Source organism: Streptomyces sp. NPDC050619 (assembly GCF_040654815.1).
Lineage (GTDB): Bacteria > Actinomycetota > Actinomycetes > Streptomycetales > Streptomycetaceae > Streptomyces.
Genome location: NZ_JBFAIR010000001.1, coordinates 1 through 19,699 on the forward strand (window position 1 = coordinate 1; position 19,699 = coordinate 19,699).

The 19,699-nt window shown below is 69.8% G+C and carries 15 protein-coding genes and 1 pseudogene; 2 read left to right on the forward strand and 14 right to left on the reverse strand.

Annotation, left to right across the window (positions count from 1 at the left end):
• The 12 genes and pseudogenes from AB0I77_RS00005 to AB0I77_RS00060 all read right to left on the reverse strand — a co-directional run.
• A pseudogene (locus AB0I77_RS00005) lies at nt 1–238 on the reverse strand (IS607 family transposase); the annotation flags it as partial.
• Nucleotides 239–333: 95 nt separating this feature from the next.
• Complete coding sequence (locus AB0I77_RS00010; protein WP_363279946.1) at nt 334–2,103, reverse strand: IucA/IucC family siderophore biosynthesis protein; 1,770 nt, start codon at nt 2,101–2,103, stop codon at nt 334–336.
• Nucleotides 2,100–2,645 carry a GNAT family N-acetyltransferase gene (locus AB0I77_RS00015; RefSeq protein ID WP_363279947.1) on the reverse strand — a complete coding sequence of 182 codons (546 nt, stop codon included), beginning with the start codon at nt 2,643–2,645 and terminating at the stop codon, nt 2,100–2,102. The genes AB0I77_RS00010 and AB0I77_RS00015 overlap by 4 nt, the downstream gene beginning before the upstream one ends.
• Nucleotides 2,642–3,922 (reverse strand): lysine N(6)-hydroxylase/L-ornithine N(5)-oxygenase family protein, encoded by a 1,281-nt coding sequence (locus AB0I77_RS00020; RefSeq protein WP_363279948.1) that lies wholly within the window; start codon nt 3,920–3,922, stop codon nt 2,642–2,644. Before AB0I77_RS00020 ends, AB0I77_RS00015 begins: the two co-directional genes overlap by 4 nt.
• Nucleotides 3,906–5,348, reverse strand: coding sequence for a lysine decarboxylase DesA (desA, locus tag AB0I77_RS00025; protein WP_363279949.1), 1,443 nt, complete (start codon nt 5,346–5,348; stop codon nt 3,906–3,908). Before desA ends, AB0I77_RS00020 begins: the two co-directional genes overlap by 17 nt.
• Before the next feature lie 168 nt (nt 5,349–5,516).
• Entirely contained in the window at nt 5,517–6,350 is an 834-nt protein-coding gene (locus AB0I77_RS00030; RefSeq protein WP_363279950.1) for a siderophore-interacting protein, read from the reverse strand.
• Nucleotides 6,351–6,455: 105 nt separating this feature from the next.
• Entirely contained in the window at nt 6,456–7,502 is a 1,047-nt protein-coding gene (locus tag AB0I77_RS00035) for an ABC transporter substrate-binding protein (protein ID WP_363279951.1), read from the reverse strand.
• A 94-nt stretch (nt 7,503–7,596) separates the two neighbouring features.
• Nucleotides 7,597–9,603, reverse strand: coding sequence for a glycosyltransferase family 2 protein (locus AB0I77_RS00040; RefSeq protein ID WP_363279952.1), 2,007 nt, complete (start codon nt 9,601–9,603; stop codon nt 7,597–7,599).
• 375 nt (nt 9,604–9,978) lie between these two features.
• Entirely contained in the window at nt 9,979–11,139 is a 1,161-nt protein-coding gene (locus tag AB0I77_RS00045; protein ID WP_363279953.1) for an acyl-CoA dehydrogenase family protein, read from the reverse strand.
• Nucleotides 11,140–11,145: 6 nt separating this feature from the next.
• On the reverse strand, nt 11,146–12,087 hold the full coding sequence (locus AB0I77_RS00050; protein WP_363279954.1) for a hydroxymethylglutaryl-CoA lyase: 942 nt from the start codon (nt 12,085–12,087) through the stop codon (nt 11,146–11,148).
• Nucleotides 12,084–14,069, reverse strand: a complete 1,986-nt coding sequence (locus tag AB0I77_RS00055; RefSeq protein ID WP_363279955.1) for an acetyl/propionyl/methylcrotonyl-CoA carboxylase subunit alpha — start codon at nt 14,067–14,069, stop codon at nt 12,084–12,086. The genes AB0I77_RS00050 and AB0I77_RS00055 overlap by 4 nt, the downstream gene beginning before the upstream one ends.
• 8 nt (nt 14,070–14,077) lie before the next feature.
• Nucleotides 14,078–15,694, reverse strand: a complete 1,617-nt coding sequence (locus AB0I77_RS00060) for a carboxyl transferase domain-containing protein (RefSeq protein WP_363279956.1) — start codon at nt 15,692–15,694, stop codon at nt 14,078–14,080.
• A gap of 108 nt (nt 15,695–15,802) precedes the next feature.
• Here AB0I77_RS00060 and AB0I77_RS00065 point away from each other — a divergent pair, with 108 nt between their 5' ends.
• Nucleotides 15,803–16,399: a TetR/AcrR family transcriptional regulator gene (locus tag AB0I77_RS00065; protein ID WP_363279957.1), complete on the forward strand. Its 597-nt coding sequence runs from the start codon at nt 15,803–15,805 to the stop codon at nt 16,397–16,399.
• A gap of 26 nt (nt 16,400–16,425) precedes the next feature.
• On the opposite strand, the gene AB0I77_RS00070 is transcribed toward AB0I77_RS00065, so the two are convergent.
• Both AB0I77_RS00070 and AB0I77_RS00075 read right to left on the reverse strand, forming a co-directional pair.
• On the reverse strand, nt 16,426–17,343 hold the full coding sequence (locus tag AB0I77_RS00070; RefSeq protein WP_363279958.1) for an RNA polymerase sigma-70 factor: 918 nt from the start codon (nt 17,341–17,343) through the stop codon (nt 16,426–16,428).
• Nucleotides 17,344–17,375: 32 nt separating this feature from the next.
• Nucleotides 17,376–18,305, reverse strand: coding sequence for an NAD(P)-dependent oxidoreductase (locus AB0I77_RS00075; RefSeq protein ID WP_363279959.1), 930 nt, complete (start codon nt 18,303–18,305; stop codon nt 17,376–17,378).
• Nucleotides 18,306–18,495: 190 nt separating this feature from the next.
• Between AB0I77_RS00075 and AB0I77_RS00080 the strand changes: the two genes are divergently transcribed.
• Nucleotides 18,496–19,653 carry an acyl-CoA dehydrogenase family protein gene (locus AB0I77_RS00080; RefSeq protein WP_363279960.1) on the forward strand — a complete coding sequence of 386 codons (1,158 nt, stop codon included), beginning with the start codon at nt 18,496–18,498 and terminating at the stop codon, nt 19,651–19,653.
• Nucleotides 19,654–19,699 lie beyond the last annotated feature (46 nt).

A 19,699-nucleotide genomic window follows, 5' to 3' on the forward strand; every position in this document is an offset into this window, starting at 1 on the left:
GCCGGTTCGCACCGGCCACGACACGGGCCGCCTGCCGGTCCAGGTCAGCCTTCTGGTCGACGGACGACACACGGCAGTACGCCACCACCCGCCCGACTGTCTCCGTGGCGGGCTCATCGACCAGCCACGTCCCGGACGGCGCCTGGCGGACCGGGACGGGCATCTTCCCGTCCTTCACCCAACGCCAAGCGGTCTGGTAGCTCACGCCCTGCTGACGCGCCCATTCCGAAAGCTTCACACGATCAAGATACACGACCATAGGTGTCTATGAATGACTAGAAAATCTGTAGCAGTTGTCACCCCCTCAGGACCGGCGGCCGGTGCTCACACCTCCTACAGCTCCGCGATGGGGTTCTCCAGGTTGCCCACCAGCTGAAGCGCGCCCGCCGGGTCCGCGAGGTCGACCATCTGTTCGTTGTTGCGCAGCTGGAGCCGGTTGAGGCAGGACAGCGCGAACTCGGGGGCGAACATGTCGTAGCGCTTGAACTTGTCGGCGAGTTCGGGCACCGCGTGCTGGTAGTCGCGCACGGTCTGAGCGACCGTCCGCCAGAAGTCCTCTTCCTCCAGGATTCCCTCGGCGGCGAGGTTCGCGGCGAGGAAGCGGAAGAAGCAGTCGAAGACGTCCGTGAAGATCGACAGGAGCTTCTTGTCCTCGGGCACCTGCACACGCAGCCGCTCGACCGTCGGCGGCAGCACCGCTTCCGGGTCCATGACCGCGATCTCCTCGGCGATGTCCTTGTAGATCGCGCGCTGGACCACGCCGTCCTTCAGGACCAGGATCACGTTCTCGCCGTGCGGCATGAACACCAGGTCGTAGGCGTAGAAGCTGTGCAGCAGCGGGGTGAAGTACGCCCGTAGGTAGCGGCGCAGCCACTCCTTCGGGGCCAGGCCCGACCGCTCGATCAGCGCGCCCGCGAAGGAGGCGCCCTCGTGGTCGACGTGGACGAGGGAGGCCATGGTGGCGAGGGACTCGCCGTCCTGGAGGGAGGGGACCGGGCTCTCCCGCCACAGCGCCGCCAGCATCTTGCGGTACGGCGAGTAGCGGTCCGTCGCCGCCTCGTACTCCAGGTGCCGGTAGCCGACGGCCGCCCGCTCGCGGATGATCGACAGGCCGGTCGACTTCAGCACCGGGTCGCCCTCGATCAGCTGGGCGAGCCAGTCGTTGATCGCCGGGGTCGCCTCCATGTAGGCGGCCGAAAGACCGCGCATGAAGCCCATGTTGAGGACGGACAGGGCCGTCTTCACATAGTGCTTCTCGGGGTGGGAGCTGTTGAAGAAGGTCCGGATGGACTGCTGGGCCAGGTACTCGTCGTCGCCCTCGCCCAGGCAGACGAGGTGGCCACGGGCGACCTCGGCGGCGAAGGTGACGGTGAGCTTGTTCCACCACTGCCAAGGATGGACGGGGATGAGGAGGTAGTCGGCGGGGTCGAGACCCTGGTCGCGCAGCACGCAGGCGAAGCGCTCGACCGTCTCCTCGCCCAGCTCGTCCCGCACGAACGACTCGTACTCGATCCCGACCCCCGCCGTGAACGCCGCCCGCGAGCGGTGCGCGGCCAGCCACACCAGGCGGACGGGGCTCGCGGTCTCGGGGGCGTACGACAGGTACTCGTGGATCCCGAAGCCGAGCCGCCCGTTGTTGGCGACGAAGCAGGGGTGGCCCTCGGTCATGCCGGTCTCGATGGCCTGGAAGCCGCTTGTCACGAGTTCGGCGACCGGGATCTGCGGCTTGGTGAGTTTGTAGCAGGTGCCGGAGAGGGTGGAGGAGATCTCCTCCAGGTAGACCGGCAGGACGGCGTCGCTCAGGCCCAGCGTCTTCTTCAGGTCGATGAAGAAGTCCAGGGCGGCGAGCGGGAGTTCCTCGCCGTCGCGGCTGCGGGTGATCGAGTCGGCGTCCACCTGCCAGTGGTCGAGGGCGCGGCGGGTGGCCGAGAAGCGGTAGCGGGTGAGGCCGTCGTCGCCCCGGACGACGTACTCGGCGCCCTGCTTCTCGGGTTCGATCAGCCGCTCGTGCGCGAACTCGGCGAGCGCCTTGCGGATCAGCTGGCGGTTGGCCTTCTCCCAGCGTTCGGGGGAGAGGTGGGCCACGGCGTCGGCGAGGGTCATGCGGACACCCCCGTCGCCGCAACGCTGTGCCTGTTAAAGAAGCGTTCCCGTGTGCAGAAGCTCAACAACGCCTTTTTCTCCGGCTTCTGGATCTCTCGGTCGGGCACGAACCCGACGGATTCGTTCAGGGCCTGGACGGCCCGGTTGGACACGTCCGGTTCGACGACCACCCGTTCCACCTCCGGATCGTCGAAGAGGTACGCCATGACGGCGGTGATGACGGCGCGGGTGAAGCCGTGCACGGGCCGGTCGGTGGGCGGCACGAGGAAGTGCATGCCGACGTCGCCCGGCTGCGGCTCGTACAGGCCGGCCAGCTCGCGGTGGGCGGGGTCGTACACCTCCATCAGGAAGGCCGGTTCGCCGTCGTGCAGGCCGAGCAGGGCGTGCCAGTGCTCGTCGGCGGCGATCTCCATATAGGCGCGCTCGACGTCCTCCAGCTTGGCGTCCTGCATCATCCAGTACGCCGCCTTGGGATGCGTGAGCCAGGAGTGCAGCAGCTCGGCGTCCTTCAGGGGGTCGAGCGGGCGGAAGGTGAAGGTCATACGGCGAACTCCTGGAACGCGATGGTCTTCTCGACCGGGTAGTACTCGCTGCCGAGCAGCTCACGGATGATGCAGCTGTTGCGGTACGCGCCCATGCCCAGGTCGGGGCTGGTGATGCTGTGCGTGTGGACGCCGGCGTTCTGCAGGAAGACGCCCCGGCCGGTCACGTCGATCGCGTAGTTGCGGGCGATGTCGTAGTTGCCCCGCGAGTCGTAGCGCAGCCGGTCGCGGACGGGCTTGAGGAACTCCGGCTCCGCGAACTTGTAGCCGGTGGCCAGGACCAGGCCCTGGGAGCTCAGCTCGTAGTCCTTCTCCTGCTCCTCCTGGCGCAGCCCCAGCGTGTACGTGCCGTTCTCGTACCGCGCGCTGTTGAGGGAGGAGTTGGTGAGCAGGCGCGTGGGCACGGGGCCGCCGAGGTTCTTCTGGTAGAGCAGGTCGAAGATCTCGTTGATCAGGTCGCCGTCGATGCCCTTGAACAGGCCCTTCTGCTCGGCCGTGAGGCGGTAGCGGGTCTGCTCCGGCAGCGCGTGGTAGTAGTCGATGTACTCCGGCGAGGTCATCTCCAGCGTGAGTTTCGTGTACTCCAGCGGGAAGAAGCGCGGGGAGCGGGTGACCCAGTTCAGCCGGTAGCCGTGGACGTCGATCTCGCTTAGCAGGTCGTAGTAGATCTCGGCGGCGGACTGCCCGGAACCCACCAGCGTGATCGACTCCTTCTGCCGCAACTCCGTTTTGTGCTGGAGATAGCGGGAGTTGTGCAGGAAGTCGCCGCCCAGGCCCTCGCAGGCCTCGGGTATGTAGGGCGGGGTGCCGGTGCCGAGGACCAGGCGGCGGGCGCGGTACGTGTCACCGGCCTGGGTCCGTACGACGTACAGCTCGTCGCCTTCGTCGTACGTCACGTCGGTCACCGTCGTACTGAAGCGGACGCTGCTCAGCTTGTTCGCGGCCCAGCGGCAGTAGTCGTCGTACTCGACCCGCAGCGGGTAGAAGTTCTCGCGGATGTAGAACGAGTACAGCCTGCCCTGCTCCTTCAGGTAGTTGAGGAAGGAGTACGGCGAGGTCGGGTCGGCCAGGGTGACCAGGTCCGACAGGAACGGGGTCTGGAGGTGGGCGCCCTCCAGGAACATGCCCGCGTGCCACTCGAAGTCGGGCTTCGACTCCAGGAAGACGCCGTCGAGTGCGTCGATGGGTTCGGTGAGGCAGGCCAGGCCGAGGTTGAACGGGCCGAGCCCGATCCCCACGAAGTCATACGTGCGGGTGGGTTCAGGAAGCGCGGTCAAGGGACTCTCCCAGGTACTGCTCGGCATGGCCGGCGATCAGGTCGAGGACGGCGGCCATGTCGTCGGTCGTCGTCTCGGGGTTGAGCAGGGTGAACTTCAGGTAGTGGCGGCCGCCCACCTTGGTGCCCGCGACCACCGCGTCGCCGGAGGCGAACAGGGCCTTGCGGGCGTACAGGTTGGCGCGGTCGATCTCGGCCGGGTCGGTGACGGCGGCCGGAATGTAGCGGAAGACGAGGGTGGAGAGGGTCGGCTGGACGACCACGTCGTAGCGCGGGTCGGCGGCCAGGAGCTGCCAGCCTTCGACGGCCAGGTCGCAGACCTCGTCGAAGAGCTGGCCGATGCCCTCCGCGCCCATCACCCGCAGGGTCATCCACAGCTTGAGCGCGTCGAAGCGGCGGGTGGTCTGGAGGGACTTGTCGACCTGGTTGGGGATACGTTCCTGCACCATGCGGCGCGGGTTGAGGTACTCCGCGTGGTAGGTGGCGTGGCGCAGGGTGGCCGCGTCCCGGACCAGCACGGCGGACGAACTCACCGGCTGGAAGAAGGACTTGTGGTAGTCGACGGTGACCGAGTCGGCCCGCTCGATGCCCTCGATGCGGTCCCGGTACCTGACCGAGGCGAGCAGTCCGCAGCCGTAGGCGGCGTCGACGTGCATCCACACGCCGTACTGGTCGCACAGCTCGGCGATCTCGGGCAGCGGGTCGATGGAGCCGAAGTCGGTGGTGCCGGCGGTGGCGACGACGGCCATGGGGGCGAGGCCGTCCTGCTTGCAGCGCTCCAGCTCACGGGCGAGCGCGACGGTCTGCATGCGCTTGTCGCTGCCGACGGGGATCGACACGACGGAGTCCTGGCTCAGGCCGAGCAGTTTCGCCGACTTCTTCACGCTGAAGTGGCTGGCCTCGGAGGCGAAGATGCGCAGTTTGGCGAACGAGTCGGTCTTGGCCTCCTCCCGCGCGAGCAGCAGCGCCTGGAGGTTGGACTGGGTGCCGCCGGAGGTGAACACGCCGTCGGCGTTCTCGCCCAGGCCGATGCGGGCGGTGGTCCAGTCGATGAGCTTGCGCTCGATGAGGGTGCCGCCGGCCGACTGGTCCCAGGTGTCCAGGGAGGAGTTGACGGCGGAGAGGACCGCCTCGCCGACCACGGCCGGGATGACGACCGGGCAGTTGAGGTGGGCGAGGTAGCGGGGGTGGTGGAAGTAGACCGCGTCCCGGAGGTAGACGTCCTCCAGTTCGTCGAGCGCCGCGGCGGTGTCCCGCAACGGCTCGTCGAGGTCGATCTCGTCGATGGTGGGGGAGAGGGCGTCGACGGTGACGCCGGTGAACGGACGGTCGGTGGTGGCGAGTTTGGCCGCCACCCGCTCGATTCCTTCGGTCACGGAGCGGCGGTAGTGCTCCGTGGTCGTGTCGTTGAGCAGGTGCGAGCGCATGGGCGGGTCCTCCGGTGGGGACAGTCCGTAGGGCGGGGGTGAGGTGGAACCTCGGCTTCAACTTAGGTAAGCCTAACCTAACTAACCTTGTCGAAACGCTGCCCCTGCCGTGACTGCGGTCACGCTGAACACAGGGCTGACGCAAGCTGGTTGGGGGGCGTGTGCGCGCTATCCCTCCTCGCGCAGTTGCTCCTCGCTCAGGCCTTGTCTCCAGTAGCCGACGAACGTGACTCTGCGGCGGTCGATCTCCCGCTCGCGCACGAAGTGCCGGCGCAGCTCCTTCACGCACCCCGACTCGCCCGCGATCCAGACGTACGGGTGCTCGGCGGCCGGGAGTCGGGCCTCGCGCAGGGCGCCGAGAGCCATGGGGGAGGTCTCGGTGCCGTTCTCCTCCCGCACCAGCCAGGTGATATCGGCGTCCGCCTCGGTCACCAGGTCCTGGATGTCACCGGCGTGCGGCACCTCCAGCCATACCCGGGCGGGCAGGCCGGCCGGCAGCGACTCGACGATGGAGCAGACGGCGGGTACGGCGGTCTCGTCGCCCCAGATCACGACCAGATCGGTGTCCTCGGGCGGCCGGAACCGGATCGCCCGGTTGTCCGCGACCGCCGGGCCGATCAGCAGCACCTTGTCGCCGACCGCGGCCCGCGAGGCCCACGCGGAGGCCGGGCCGGCCGGAGTGTGCAGCACGAAATCGATGTCGATCTCGTCGGGAGCGCGCCGCAGGGCCCGAAGCGTGTACGACCGCATCACCGCCCGCACGTCATCCGGGAGGTCGCGCCACCCCTGCCACCACCCGTCACCCAGCTCGACCGGGACGACGGGCTCGGACTGACCCGGGTGCGGGATGAACAACGACAGGGACTGGTCACGCCCGTCGGAGTGGAAGTCCTTCAGGTCGGGCCCCGCGAAGGAGACCCGGACGAGAGACGGCCCGAGCCGCCGAGTCCGTACGACTTGAAGGGAAAAGAAACGGAAGGTGGCGGCTACGGCGGTAGTCACGGGGTAACTCCTGAATCGACGTCAGGGATACGTACCTAGGGGCGCGGGGAACTGCGCGACCAGCCACAACTGGCCCGCACTCACAAGACAAGCTCAACCCCCCAATCAGCTGACCTTCTTCGCACCCTCAATGGCCTTGGCCAACCCCTCCACCATCGGCACGCACTTGTCGTACGACAGGATCGGTTCAGGAGAGCGCGAGATCACCTGCCCAGCCTCAACCGCCGGCAGCTTCTTCCAAGTGGCCTCGGTGAGGTCGGCCGGCTGGATGGTCGCGGAGCGGTCGTCCATCATGATGATGTCGGCCGGGTACTTGTCGACGTTCTCCCAGCTCAGGGACTCGAACCAGCCGCCGGTCGCCTTCTTGGCCGCCTCCGAGGGCTCGACGAAGTTCACGCCGAGTGCCTTGAAGTACTCCAGGTCGACGGAGAGGTTGGTGCCGGAGACGTAGAAGACCGTCTCCGCCGCGGAACCCGCCAGCACCTTGATCTCGGGCCTGGCCTTCGCGGCCTTGCGCAGCCGCTCCGAGGCCTCCTCGAAACGCTTCTTGGCGTCGGTGACCTTGGGTGCCGTCATGTCCGCGCCGAGCGAATCGGCCAGCTCCCACATGCGCTGGAGCGGCTTGGTCAGCTGACGGTCGTAGACCGAGATGGCGACGCTCGGAGCCAGCTGCGTGATCTTGTCCTTCGAGGCCTCGGGCACGTACCAGAGGGTGCCCGCGCTGTCGAAGGTCGTCGTGAGGAGGACCTGCGGCGCGAAGGCCGCGTACTTCTCGACGTTGAACGAGTCCCATATGTTCCCGAAGACCGTCAGCTTGCTGACGTCCATGTCGCCCGCCTGGACGTCGGCCTTGCCGGACTTGGTCGTGGTCGGGCCGAACACGCCCTTGATCTCGATGCCGTAGTCGTACAGGGCGGCGGCGACACCGGTGAAGGCGACGATCTTCGTGGGCACCTCGTCCAGCTTCACGGTCGTGCCGCGGTCGTCCTTGAAGGACCAGGGGCCGGAGGCCTTGGCGGAGGCCGTCGAGTCCGAGCCGCCGCTCTCCGACTCGCTGTCGCCGCAGGCGGCCAGGGCAGCGCCGAGTCCGAGGGCGCCGCCGGCGGCGAGAACGCCACGGCGGGTGAGGTGGGCGGCTCGTGCGTGGGACATGGTGTGCTGCTTTCGAACAGGGCAAAACGCCCGCCGGACAAGTTTGAAGGTAGGTTAGCCTAACCTCACAAGATGTCCAGGGTTGGGGCGCCGCTCAGCGCTTGAAGCGCCGGGTGAGGGCCCTGATGAGACCCGCCCTCGCGACCTGAAGGGCGAAGCCCTCACCCCGCCTCGCGGCGGGCCCCGCCTGCCAACGGCCTCCCCGGTTGCGCCACTTGACCGACGAGAAGCCCTCCGGCAGCTCCGGCAACGGCCAGAACCAGTCGGCGAGACGGAGTTCGCCGGTCCAGACGCCGGCGGGGAGTTCGGTGACCGGCACCCGTATGACGAAGCCCTTCCCGGAGTGGCGCGCGGGAAACTCGGCCGTCGCGCCCAGTCGGCCGTCGTCCGGGCTCAGGCTCAGGGTGAGGGTGCCTTCCGGATACGCGGCGAGCGTGCACCGGCCGGTGAACTCCAGCTCGTTCGGCGCGTCCGGGGCCCAGCCGACCGCGTCGATGCCGAGCCGCGACAGCACCCGGTGCTTGCGTTCGCCGAGGTCGAGGGTGAAGTTGCCGTGCGGCTTGGTGGTGTAGAGGGTGACGGCGCGGGTGCCCTCGGCGGTGTCCACGAGGTGCGTGGCGGCCTGGCCGGAGACGTCGGCGGCCCGCTTGCTGCCGATGCGGACCTCGCGCGTGAGCCCCTGGGCGCCGATCGCGAGGCAGAGGTCCCACAGCCCGTCGCCGAGCGGCTTGCCGTCGGCGGCGGTGGTGAGGTCGACGACCGCCTCGAAGCCGGCCTTGTCGTAGCTGTGGCCGACGCCCTTCTCGCTCCCGTCCTCGCCGAGGCCGGGCGTGGCGGTGTGCGTGACCGGCAGGCGGTACTCGGTGCCCCGGTCGCGCTCGCGCACCACGAGCTCGGTGGCGACGTCCCGCGTCTCCACCCGGTGGAGGTAGCCGTGGCCGGTCAAGTGCAGGGTGGTGCCGAGCAGTTCGGCGCGTGAGACGTGGTGGCGCGGACCGAGTTCGGCGGTGATGTCATAGCAGGTGTCGGGGAGCGCGCGCTCGGGGTCGCGGAAGTAGGGGTAGCGGGCGTACGCTCGCCCGCCCTCGACGACGACCGGCGCGGACGCGGCCCCCGCTCGCGGATCCTCCTCGAACCGGATGACGTCGAGGAGCTCGTCGAGCATCCGGTGCCGTATGAGGTGCAGGCGCAGCCACACCAGCGCCGGGAGCCGATCGCGCAGGCCGTCGTGGAGTAAGGGTTCGATGATCTCGGCGAGGCGGTCCAGGGTTCGCCGCTGTGTCTCGCGGGGTTCGAGCACCAGGTGCACGCGCAGCAGCGTGCGTACCTCGACGGCGAGGTGCCGGTGGGCGAGGTGGTCGCGGCCGGGACCGGCCGGCACGTTCGCGGTGATCAGGTCGACCATGCGGGCCAGGAAACGCAGCCGGGGTTCCGAACCCGAGGTGCTCCGGGTGATGTTGCCCTCGTCGTCCCGCAGCACCCAGAACAGGCAGTCGTAGCCGGCCAGGACGGAGATCCCCGAGGCGTGCAGGTACGCGCTCGCCACGAAGGGCTGGTCCTCGCCGGTGGGCAGGTCGGTCGGGAACCGTAACCGGTGGCGCTCCAGCAGGTCGCGGCGGAATAACTTCATGGGGTTGAGCGTCCAGTACACGCGCGAGGAGAAGACGTCGGTCCTCGGCTGGTCGCGCCGGAACATCGAGGCCGGAGGGGTGCGCCCGCCGACGCCGACCATCTTGCCGAGGACGACGTCGGTGCCGTTCGCCTCGGCCATCGCCACCATGCGCTCCAGGGCTTCCGGGCCCAGGTAGTCGTCGGCGTCCAGGAAGAAGACGAACGTGCCCCGGGCGTGGTCGAGTCCGACGTTGCGGGGCGCCGCCGGACCGCCCGAGTTCTCCTGCCGGATGACGCGCAGCAGCCCGGGGTGGAGCGCCGCCAGCCGGTCGAGCTCCCGCGCCGTGCCGTCCGTCGAGCCGTCGTCCACGACGATGACGTCCAACGCGTCCCGGCCGATGCTCTGCTCGGCGACGGAGGTGATGCAACGCGTCAGATACGGCATCGCGTTGTACGCGGCGACAATCACCGAAACGGCGGGTCCAGCCATTCCTCACGCTCTCCCAGGGGCCATAAGGAATGGTGAACCTACCATGTGACAACTGTGGCCACTCGGTGATCCGGGCGTCCGGGCACGTGAGGAGCCTTAACACCCTTCGGTGCGTTGTGGCTGTTGTGACGGACGTCGAAGCGGTGGTGCGGGCCGACGCGGCACTGCCGGTCGCCGCCGGGGTACCTGGCGGAGGCGGGACAGGCGGCGGCGTTCGCGCGGCAGGCGCATGAACCAGGCGCTCGCCGAATCCGAGGCCCAGGACACCAGGACAGCGTCCTCGCCGCCGCCCTGCGCGCCTACGAGTACACCGCCGCCATCGCTGAGTTCCTGTCCACAGGCCTCGGTGACGGGCGGGTGAGCCGGGCGGGCTGATCAGCCCGCCAGCCCCAACTCCCGTGCGATCAGCATCCGCTGCACCTCGCTCGTGCCCTCGCCGATCTCCAGGATCTTGGAGTCTCGCCACATACGGGCCACCGGGTACTCGTTCATGAAGCCGTAGCCGCCGTGGATCTGGGTGGCCTCACGGGCGTTGTCCACGGCGATCGTGGAGGAGTACAGCTTGGCCAGGGCCGCCTCCTTCTTGAAGGGCTCGCCGGACACCAGGCGGGAGGCCGCGTCCCGCCAGGCCAGGCGGGCGGTGTGGGCCTTCATCTCCATGTCGGCGATCTTGAACTGGATGGCCTGGTTGGCGCCGATGGGCCGGCCGAAGGCGTGACGTTCCTGCGCGTACTTCACCGACTCGTCCACGCAGCCCTGCGCGAGACCGGTCGCCAGTGCCGCGATCGCGATGCGGCCCTCGTCCAGGATGCGCAGGAACTGGGCGTAGCCCCGGCCCTCCTCGCCCAGCAGGTTCGCCGCCGGGACCCGTACGTCGGAGAAGGACAGCTCGCGGGTGTCCGAGGCGTTCCAGCCGACTTTCGAGTACGGGGGAGCGACCGTGAAGCCCGGGGTGCCGGACGGGACGACGATCGCGGAGATCAGCGGCCCGCCGTCGGGCTTGCGGCCGGTGACGGCGGTGACGGTCACCAACCCCGTGATGTCCGTGCCCGAGTTGGTGATGAAGCACTTGGTGCCGTTGATCACCCACTCGTCCGTGTCCGGGTCGAGCCGGGCCGTCGTACGCGTCGCGCCCGCGTCCGAGCCGCCGTCCGGCTCGGTCAGCCCGAAGGCGCCCAGGAGCTCGCCCGTGCACAGACGCGGGAGCCATTCCCGCTTCTGGGCCTCCGTGCCGTACCGGAAGATCGGCATGGCGCCCAGCGACACACCCGCCTCCAGGGTGATCGCCACGGACGAGTCCACGCGCGCCAGTTCCTCCAGCACGAGGCCGAGGGCAAGGTAGTCGCCGCCCATGCCGCCGTACTCCTCGGGGAACGGCAGCCCGAACAGGCCCATGCGGGCCATCTCGCGGACGATCCCGTACGGGAACTCGTGCCGCTCGTAGAAGTCACCGATCTTGGGGGCGACGACGTCGTGGGCGAACTCCTCGACCGTGCGGCGGAGTTCCTCCAGCTCGGGGGAGAGACGGTGGTCCATCGTTGTTCACTGCTCCTGGTGGGAGAGGGCTCGGACGGTGCGGGACGGGCTGGGTCGGCCCAGTTGGCCGGCCATCCACACGCTCGTGGCGACGAGACGGCCGAGATCGACTCCCGTGTCGATGCCGAGACCCTGAAGCATCCACACGAGGTCTTCGGTGGCGAGGTTGCCGGTGGCGGACTTGGCGAACGGGCAGCCGCCGAGGCCGCCCGCGGAGGCGTCGACCGTGGTGACGCCGTGCTGGAGGGCGGCCAGGGTGTTGGCGAGCGCCTGGCCGTACGTGTCGTGGAAGTGCACGCCCAGGGCGCTGACCGGGACCCGCTCTTCGGCGAGGGCGGCGAGCAGCGCGAGGACGTGGCCGGGGGTGGCCACCCCGATCGTGTCGCCCAGGCTCAGTTCGTCGCAGCCCATGTCGAGGAGCGCCCGGCACACGCGGACGACCTGGGGGACCGGGACCGCGCCCTCCCACGGGTCGCCGAAGCACATCGAGAGGTAGCCGCGCACCTGGACGTCCTCCGCCTTCGCCCGGCTCACCACCTGCTCGAACATCGCCAGCGCCTCGTCCACCGTGCGGTTGAGGTTGGCCTTCGCGAAGGACTCGGTGGCGCTGGCGAAGACGGCGACGCTGCGGGCACCGAGCGCCAGGGCGCGGTCCAGGCCGCGCTCGTTCGGCACGAGGACGGGGAGCGCGACCGGGAGACCGCTCACGAGCGGGAACAGCTGCTCGGCGTCGGCGAGTTGGGGCACCCACTTGGGGTGGACGAAGCTCGTGGCCTCGATCGTCGTCAGGCCCGCGTCGGCCAGTCGGCGGACGAACTCCGCCTTGACCTCGGTCGGCACGGTCGACTTCTCGTTCTGGAGGCCGTCACGCGCGCCGACCTCGTGGATCCGCACCCGGGCGGGCAGGCCCTGGGCCGGGACGGCCATGGGAAGTCCTTCCACGGTCATTCCGCCACCTCCTTCTGAGGCTCGTGGGCCTCCTGGGTCTCCTGGGGCTCATGAAGCACCTGGGTCTCCTGGGGCGCGATCACGGCGAGCACCTGATCCATGGCGACCGTCGTGCCCGGTACGACGTCCAGCTCGGTGACCGTGCCGGCGTGCGGGGCGGAGATGACGTGCTCCATCTTCATCGCCTCGACGACCAGCAGGCTCTGGCCCACGCTCACCTCGTCGCCGACGGCGACCTTCACGACCGTGACCGTGCCGGGCATGGGCGCGGTGAGCGAGTCGGCGCCGGAGCGCGCGGCCCGGGTGAGCGAGGCGGCGACCGGGTCGTGATCGCGGACGTGCCAGGCGTCGCCGTCGCGGCCCACCCAGTCGGCGGCGCGGTGGAAGGTGTGGCGGACGCCGTCGAGGGTGACGCGGACGTCGTCGTCGGTGACGGTGTGGGTGCCGCGCGGGAGGTACGCGACGGGGTCCTGGACGCGCAGGTGGAAGACGACGGGCTTGGGCTCCCCGCCCAGCCGCCAGCCGCTCGGCACGGAGAAGGGATCGGTCCAGCCCTCGCCCCTCGGCCGCAGCGCATCGAGACGTACGGCCGCCGCCGCCTCGTACACCTCTTCCGGTACATCCGTGGAGACGAGCCCCTCGGCCTCCCGCTCGACCAGCCCCGTGTCCAACTCGCCCGCCACGACCGCCGGATGAGCCAGCAGCCGCCTGAGGAACCCCGCGTTCGTCGGCACGCCCAGCGTCACCGTCCGGGCCAGGGCCGCCCGGAGCTTGCGCAGCGCGGTCGCGCGGTCCGGGCCGTACGCGATCACCTTGGACAGCATCGGGTCGTACAGCGAGCCGACCTCCGTGCCCTCGGTCAGGCCCGAATCGGTGCGGACGCCGTCGCCCTGGGGTTCGTGCAGCCGGAGCACGGTGCCGCCGGAGGGGAGGAAGCCCCGAGAGGGATCCTCGGCGCAGATACGGGCTTCGACGGCGTGTCCGGTCAGCCGGATCTCGTCCTGCGCGAAGGGCAGTTGCTCGCCCGCCGCGACCCGGAGCTGCCACTCGACCAGGTCGAGTCCCGTGACCAGCTCGGTCACCGGATGCTCGACCTGGAGACGCGTGTTCATCTCCATGAAGAAGTACGTGGACGGGTCGCTGCCCGGCACGATGAACTCGACCGTGCCCGCGCCCTCATACCCGCAGGAACGGGCCGCCTGCACCGCCGCCTCGCCCATCGCCGCGCGCGTGGCCTCGTCGAGGAGCACGCTCGGCGCCTCCTCGATGATCTTCTGGTGCCGGCGCTGGAGGGAGCACTCACGCTCCCCGAGGTGGACGACGTTCCCGTGGCCGTCCGCCAGGACCTGGAGCTCGATGTGCCGGGGCCGGTCGATCCACCGCTCGACGAGCAGCGTGTCGTCCCCGAAGGAGGCGCGGGCCTCGCGGCGGGCGGCGGCGATCTCGTCGGACAGCAGCGACGGCTCCCGCACCAGCCGCATGCCCTTGCCGCCCCCGCCGGCGCTCGGCTTCAGCAGCACCGGCATGCCGATCTCCCGGGCGGCGTCGGCCAGTTCGGCGTCCGTCAGCCCGCTGCCGCTGGACCCCGGGACGACCGGAACGCCGGCCGCCTTCACCGTCTCCTTGGCGCGGATCTTGTCGCCCATGAGGGAGATCGCGTCGGCCGGGGGCCCGATGAAGACCAGCCCGGCCGCCGCGCAGGCGCGCGCGAAGCCGGCGTTCTCCGCGAGGAAGCCGTATCCCGGGTGCACGGCCTGCGCGCCCGTCCGCGCCGCCGCCTCCAGGAGGCGCTCCGCCGACAGGTAGCTCTCGGACGCCGGCGCCGGACCGATCCGTACGGCCGTGTCGGCCTCCCGCACATGCCGGGCGTCGGCATCGGCGTCGCTGAAGACGGCCACCGAGCGCACGCCGAGCGAGCGCAGCGTACGGATCACCCGTACGGCGATCTCGCCCCGATTGGCCACCAGCACCGTGTCAAACATGGGTTCCCTCACATCCGGAAGACGCCGAACCGGGGTTCACCCAGGGGCGCGTTGGCACAGGCGGTCAGGGCCAGACCCAGTACCTGCCGGGTCTCCAGCGGGTCGATGACCCCGTCGTCCCACAGCCGGGCGGTGGCGTAATAGGCGTTGCCCTGGCGCTCGTACTGCTCACGGACCGGGGTCTTGAACGCCTCTTCCTCCGCCGCCGGCCAGGACTCCCCGCGGGCCTCCAACTGGTCCCGCTTGACGGTCGCGAGGACGGACGCGGCCTGTTCGCCGCCCATGACCGAGATCTTGGCGCCCGGCCACATCCACAGGAAGCGGGGGGAGTAGGCCCGCCCGCACATGGAGTAGTTCCCGGCGCCGTACGACCCGCCGACGACGACGGTCAGCTTGGGCACGCGGGTGCACGCGACGGCCGTGACCATCTTGGCGCCGTGCTTGGCGATGCCGCCGGCCTCGTAGTCCTTGCCGACCATGAAGCCGGAGATGTTCTGGAGGAACACCAGCGGGATCCCGCGCTGGTCGCACAGCTCGATGAAGTGGGCGCCCTTCTGGGCGGACTCGGAGAACAGGATGCCGTTGTTGGCGATGATCCCGACCGGGTGGCCGTGGATGTGGGCGAAGCCGGTGACGAGGGTCTGCCCGAACTCGGCCTTGAACTCGGCGAACCGGGAGCCGTCGACCACGCGCGCGATGATCTCGCGTGCGTCGTAGGGGGTGCGGGAGTCGACGGGCACGGCGCCGTACAGCCCGTACGGGTCCACCTTGGGCTCCGTGGAAGGCCTGACTTCCCAGGGGAGGGCCCCGCGCGCGGGGAGTGTGGCGGCGATGGTCCGGACGATCCGCAGGGCGTGCGCGTCGTCCTCCGCGAGGTGGTCGGTGACGCCGGACACGCGCGCGTGGACGTCTCCGCCGCCGAGCTCCTCGGCGGTGACGACCTCGCCGGTGGCGGCCTTCACGAGGGGCGGCCCGCCCAGGAAGATGGTCCCCTGGTTGCGGACGATGACTGCCTCGTCGCTCATCGCCGGGACATAGGCCCCGCCGGCGGTGCAGGACCCGAGCACGGCGGCGATCTGCGCGATCCCCGCCCCCGACATCCGGGCCTGGTTGTAGAAGATCCGCCCGAAGTGCTCGCGGTCGGGAAACACCTCGTCCTGCATGGGCAGGAAGGCCCCGCCGGAATCGACGAGGTAGACACAGGGCAGCCGGTTCTCGAGGGCGACCTCCTGCGCGCGGAGGTGCTTCTTCACCGTCATCGGGTAGTACGTCCCGCCCTTGACGGTGGCGTCATTGGCGACGATCACACACTCGCGCCCGCTCACCCGCCCGATCCCGGCGATGACCCCGGCGGCCGGGGCCTGCCCCTCGTACATCCCGTCGGCCGCGAGGGGCGCCAGCTCCAGGAAGGGCGAACCCGGGTCGAGGAGGGCATCCAACCGGTCGCGCGGGAGCAGCTTGCCGCGCGCCGTGTGCCGGGCGCGGGCCTTCTCGCCGCCGCCGAGCCGGGCCGCGGCGAGCTTGCCGCGCAACTCGTCGACGAGCGCGAGGTGGGCCTGTTCATTGGCCCGCCAGGCCTCCGACGCGGGATCGACCGCGCTGGTCAGCTCCGCTGCATCCTGCATTCTCGGTCCCCTCAGCCGGCGATTCACCCAGTGATCGAAACGGTTAATGAGCGTTAACCATTTCCTTCAGGTTAACGACCGCTAACCTCCCTGTCTAGAATTACTTTCATGACCACCAGAACCGACGCCCCCACCCGCCGCGAGCAGATCCTCCAGGAGGCCGCCCGGCTCTTCGCCGAGCGCGGCTTCCACGGCGTCGGTGTCGACGAGATAGGGGCCGCGGTCGGCATCAGCGGCCCCGGTCTGTACCGGCACTTCGCCGGCAAGGACGCGATGCTCGCCGAACTGCTGGTGGGCATCAGCGGCCAGCTGCTGACGGGGGCCAAGCGGCGACTGGCGGAGGCCGACGGAGTCGAGGTCGAGGCGGTCCTCGACTCACTCATCGAGGGCCACATCGACTTCGCGCTCGACGACCGCCCCCTCATCACCCTGCACGACCGCGAGCTGGACCGCCTCCGGGACAGCGACCGCAAGCTGGTCCGGCAGCTCCAGCGGCAGTACGTCGAGCTGTGGGTGGAGGTACTGCGCCGGGTGTACCCGGACCTGGCCGAACCGACGGCCCGCTCGGCGGTCCACTCGGTCTTCGGCCTGCTGAACTCGACACCCCACCTGGGCCGGCCGGGCGCGCTGCCCGGCCGGGAGGTCACGGCGGCGTTGCTGCATCGGATGGCGCGGGGGGCGTTCGGAGCGGCGGCGGGGGAGTAGGGGAGCGGACGGGCCGCCGTCCGCCGTCATGACCGGCGAGCCTGGCGCACCTCCCGGTCGACCGCCCAGGCGTCCCCCACCGGACCCAGGTGCCCGAGCTTGTCGGGGTTGATCACGGAGCGGATCGTCTGGATCCGTCCGTCGAGGATGTCGAGCACCATGGTGTTGATGACCTTGCCGTCCCGGTCGCGGAAGATCGCGCCGGGCTGGCCGTTCACCCGGTGCGGTTCCACCGCGATGCCGACCCGGACGAACAGCGGGGCGACCGAGGCGAGCAGCCGGGCCACGTTGTCGGTGCCGACGAGGGGCCTGGCCAGCTGCGGGGCCTTTCCGCCGCCGTCGCCGACCATCTGCACATCGGCGGCGAGGAGTTCCCGCAAGGCGTCGACATCCCCTTCCCTGAAGGCGTCGAAGAACCGCCCGGCGAGTTCCTCGCGGTCCTTCCGGTCGGCCTCGAACCGGGGCCGGCCCGCGTCCATGTGGCGGCGCGCCCGCACCGCGAGCTGGCGGCACGCCGCCTCCGAACGCCCCACGGTCGACGCGATCTCCGGGAAGCCGAACCCGAACACCTCCCGCAGCACGAAGACCGCGCGCTCGAGCGGGGTCAGCCGCTCGAGCAGCAACAGGGCCGCCATCGACACCGAGTCGGCCAGCTCCGCCGAGTGCTCCGGGTCCTCGTAGGGGTCGGTCAGCAGCGGCTCGGGGAACCACGGCCCGACGTACTGCTCCCGTCGGCGGCGGGCCGAGCGCAGGACGTCGATCGAGATCCGGGTGACCACGGCCGAGAGGTAGGCCTTGACCGACGTGGGCTGGGTCGGGGTGGCCTGGTAGCGCAGCCAGGTCTCCTGGACCGCGTCCTCGGCCTCGCTCACGCTGCCGAGGATCCGGTAGGCGATGGCGGACAGCAGCGGCCGCAGCTCCTCGAACTCCTCGGTCCGGGTCATGCCGACCCTTCCTCGAACTCCTCGGTCCGGAATCACGCCAGCCCTTCCCTGAAGCCCTCGCGCCAGGAGGGGTAGCGCAGCGTCCAGCCGAGCTCCCGCTTGGCCTTGGCGTTGGAGAAGCCGCGCCCCTCGATCATCATCACCACCGGCACGTCCCCGGCCATCAGCCTGGCCAGCCACTTGGGGACCCGCATCGGCCGCTTCGCGCCCGCGCTCGCGGCCAGGTACGGCAGCCACTCGGCGGCCGGGGCCGGTTCGTCGTCGACGATGCAGAACACGCCCTTCGCCTGTTGCTCCACGGCCAGGACGGTAGCGCTCGCCGCGTCGTCGAGATGCACGAACGAGCTGTATCCGGTGGCGCGCCCGACGAGCGGGAACTTCCGCTTGCTGATGAGCTCGACCATGTCGTCGGTGGCGCCCGGCCCGTAGAACCCGCCGTAGCGCAGGACCGCGCCGCCGGCCTTGACGACCGTCTCCTCGAGGTGGCGTACGGCCTCGATCATCGGTCGCAGCGCCGTTCCCGTCATCGGGTCCAGCGGGTCCTCCTCGGTCTTCACCCAGCCGCCCTCGCGGATGCCGTTGAAGCTGCCGAAGCTCTGCGCGACGAAGGTGGACACGCCGGTCGCCTCGGCGGCGGCCAGCAGGTGGTCCGTCCCCTCGGTGCGCAGCCGGTTGGTGGTGGCGAAGAACCGGTCGAAGTGCCTCATGTCGGGCTTGCCGGTGGCGAGCCCGGTCATCTGGTGCACGATCGCGTCCGGCCGGGCCGCGGCCACCGCCTCGCCGACCGACGCCGCGTCCAGCCCGTCCATCACGACCGCCTCGGCGCCCAGCCGCTCCAGCAGGCCCGACTTGGCCGCGCTCCTCGTCGTAGCCGTCACCTGGTGGCCCCGGGCCACGAGCTGCGGCACCAGTCGTCGCCCGATGGCCCCGGTCCCGCCCGCCACGAACACGCGCATGGTCATCACCTTCCTCATCCCAATGTCTCTCTGGAACCTGGACGAGGCAGCCCGGCCGTCTGTGACATGGGAGAGACTTCGGTCGGGCGCGCAGCCCCAACAGCGTGATGAGCGTTACCTGGACGCGGCTCCTTACTCGCCGGTACCTTGGATGAGCAAGCGCTTAGACAGGTCGAGGCACGTGGAGGTGGCGGTAGTGCGCCGTACGGTATTCAACGAGGATCACGAGGCGTTCCGGGAGACCCTCCGGGCCTTCATCGAGGCCGAGGTCGTACCCGTGTACGACGAGTGGTTCGCGGCCGGCCAGGCGCCGCGCGACTTCTACTACAAGCTCGCCGAGCTCGGCGTCTTCGGCATCCGCGTCGACGAGGAGTTCGGCGGCGCCGGCATCGACTCGTACAAGTTCGAGGCCGTGATATCCGAGGAGACCGCCCGCGCCGGCATCTCCTTCGGCGGCTCCGGTGTGCACGTGCTGCTCGGCCTGCCGTACATCAAGATGCTCGCCACCGACGAGCAGAAGAAGCGGTTCCTGCCGAAGTTCGTCTCCGGCGAGGAGATGTGGGCCCTCGCGATGACCGAGCCGGGCACCGGCTCCGACCTCGCGGGCATGAAGACCACCGCCAAGCTCAGCGAGGACGGCACGCACTACGTCCTCAACGGCTCCAAGACCTTCATCACCGGTGGCGTCCACGCCGACCGCGTGATCGTCTGCGCCCGCACCTCCACGCCCACCGCCGAGGACCGCCGCTTCGGCATCTCCCTGTTCGCCGTGGACACCAAGTCCGAGGGCTACTCCATCGGCCGCAAGCTCGACAAGCTCGGCCTGAAGACCTCCGACACCGCCGAACTCGCCTTCGTCGACGTCAAGGTCCCCGTCGAGGACCTCCTCGGCGAGGAGAACAAGGGCTTCTACTACCTCGGCCACAACCTGGCCTCCGAGCGCTGGGGCATCGCCTTCGGCGCCTACGCCCAGGCCAAGGCCGCCGTCCGGTTCGCCAAGGAGTACGTCCAGGAGCGCACGGTCTTCGGCAAGTCCGTCGCCTCCTTCCAGAACACCAAGTTCGAACTGGCCGCCTGCCAGGCCGAGGTGGACGCCGCCGAGGCCGTCGCCGACCGCGCGCTCGAAGCCCTGGACGCGGGCGAGCTGACCCCCGCCGAGGCCGCCAGCGCCAAGCTGTTCTGCACCGAGGTCGCCCACCGCGTGATCGACCGCTGCCTCCAGCTGCACGGCGGCTACGGCTTCATGAACGAGTACCCGATCGCCCGCCTGTACGCCGACAACCGCGTCAACCGCATCTACGGCGGCACCAGCGAGATCATGAAGTCGATCATCGCGAAGGACATGGGCCTGTGACACGGGTCTGTAAGGCCGGCGAAATTACTGCCCGGTACAACTGACT

Coding starts and splice junctions, on each gene's coding strand:
- AB0I77_RS00060 (WP_363279956.1), bottom strand. CDS start 15,694: ATGCAGGATGCAGCGGAGCTGACCAGCGCGGTCGATCCCGCGTCGGAG.
- AB0I77_RS00035 (WP_363279951.1), bottom strand. CDS start 7,502: ATGTCCCACGCACGAGCCGCCCACCTCACCCGCCGTGGCGTTCTCGCC.
- AB0I77_RS00015 (WP_363279947.1), bottom strand. CDS start 2,645: ATGACCTTCACCTTCCGCCCGCTCGACCCCCTGAAGGACGCCGAGCTG.
- AB0I77_RS00055 (WP_363279955.1), bottom strand. CDS start 14,069: ATGTTTGACACGGTGCTGGTGGCCAATCGGGGCGAGATCGCCGTACGG.
- AB0I77_RS00065 (WP_363279957.1), top strand. CDS start 15,803: ATGACCACCAGAACCGACGCCCCCACCCGCCGCGAGCAGATCCTCCAG.
- AB0I77_RS00010 (WP_363279946.1), bottom strand. CDS start 2,103: ATGACCCTCGCCGACGCCGTGGCCCACCTCTCCCCCGAACGCTGGGAG.
- AB0I77_RS00075 (WP_363279959.1), bottom strand. CDS start 18,305: ATGACCATGCGCGTGTTCGTGGCGGGCGGGACCGGGGCCATCGGGCGA.
- AB0I77_RS00040 (WP_363279952.1), bottom strand. CDS start 9,603: ATGGCTGGACCCGCCGTTTCGGTGATTGTCGCCGCGTACAACGCGATG.
- AB0I77_RS00045 (WP_363279953.1), bottom strand. CDS start 11,139: ATGGACCACCGTCTCTCCCCCGAGCTGGAGGAACTCCGCCGCACGGTC.
- AB0I77_RS00070 (WP_363279958.1), bottom strand. CDS start 17,343: ATGACCCGGACCGAGGAGTTCGAGGAGCTGCGGCCGCTGCTGTCCGCC.
- desA (WP_363279949.1), bottom strand. CDS start 5,348: ATGCGCTCGCACCTGCTCAACGACACGACCACGGAGCACTACCGCCGC.
- AB0I77_RS00050 (WP_363279954.1), bottom strand. CDS start 12,087: ATGACCGTGGAAGGACTTCCCATGGCCGTCCCGGCCCAGGGCCTGCCC.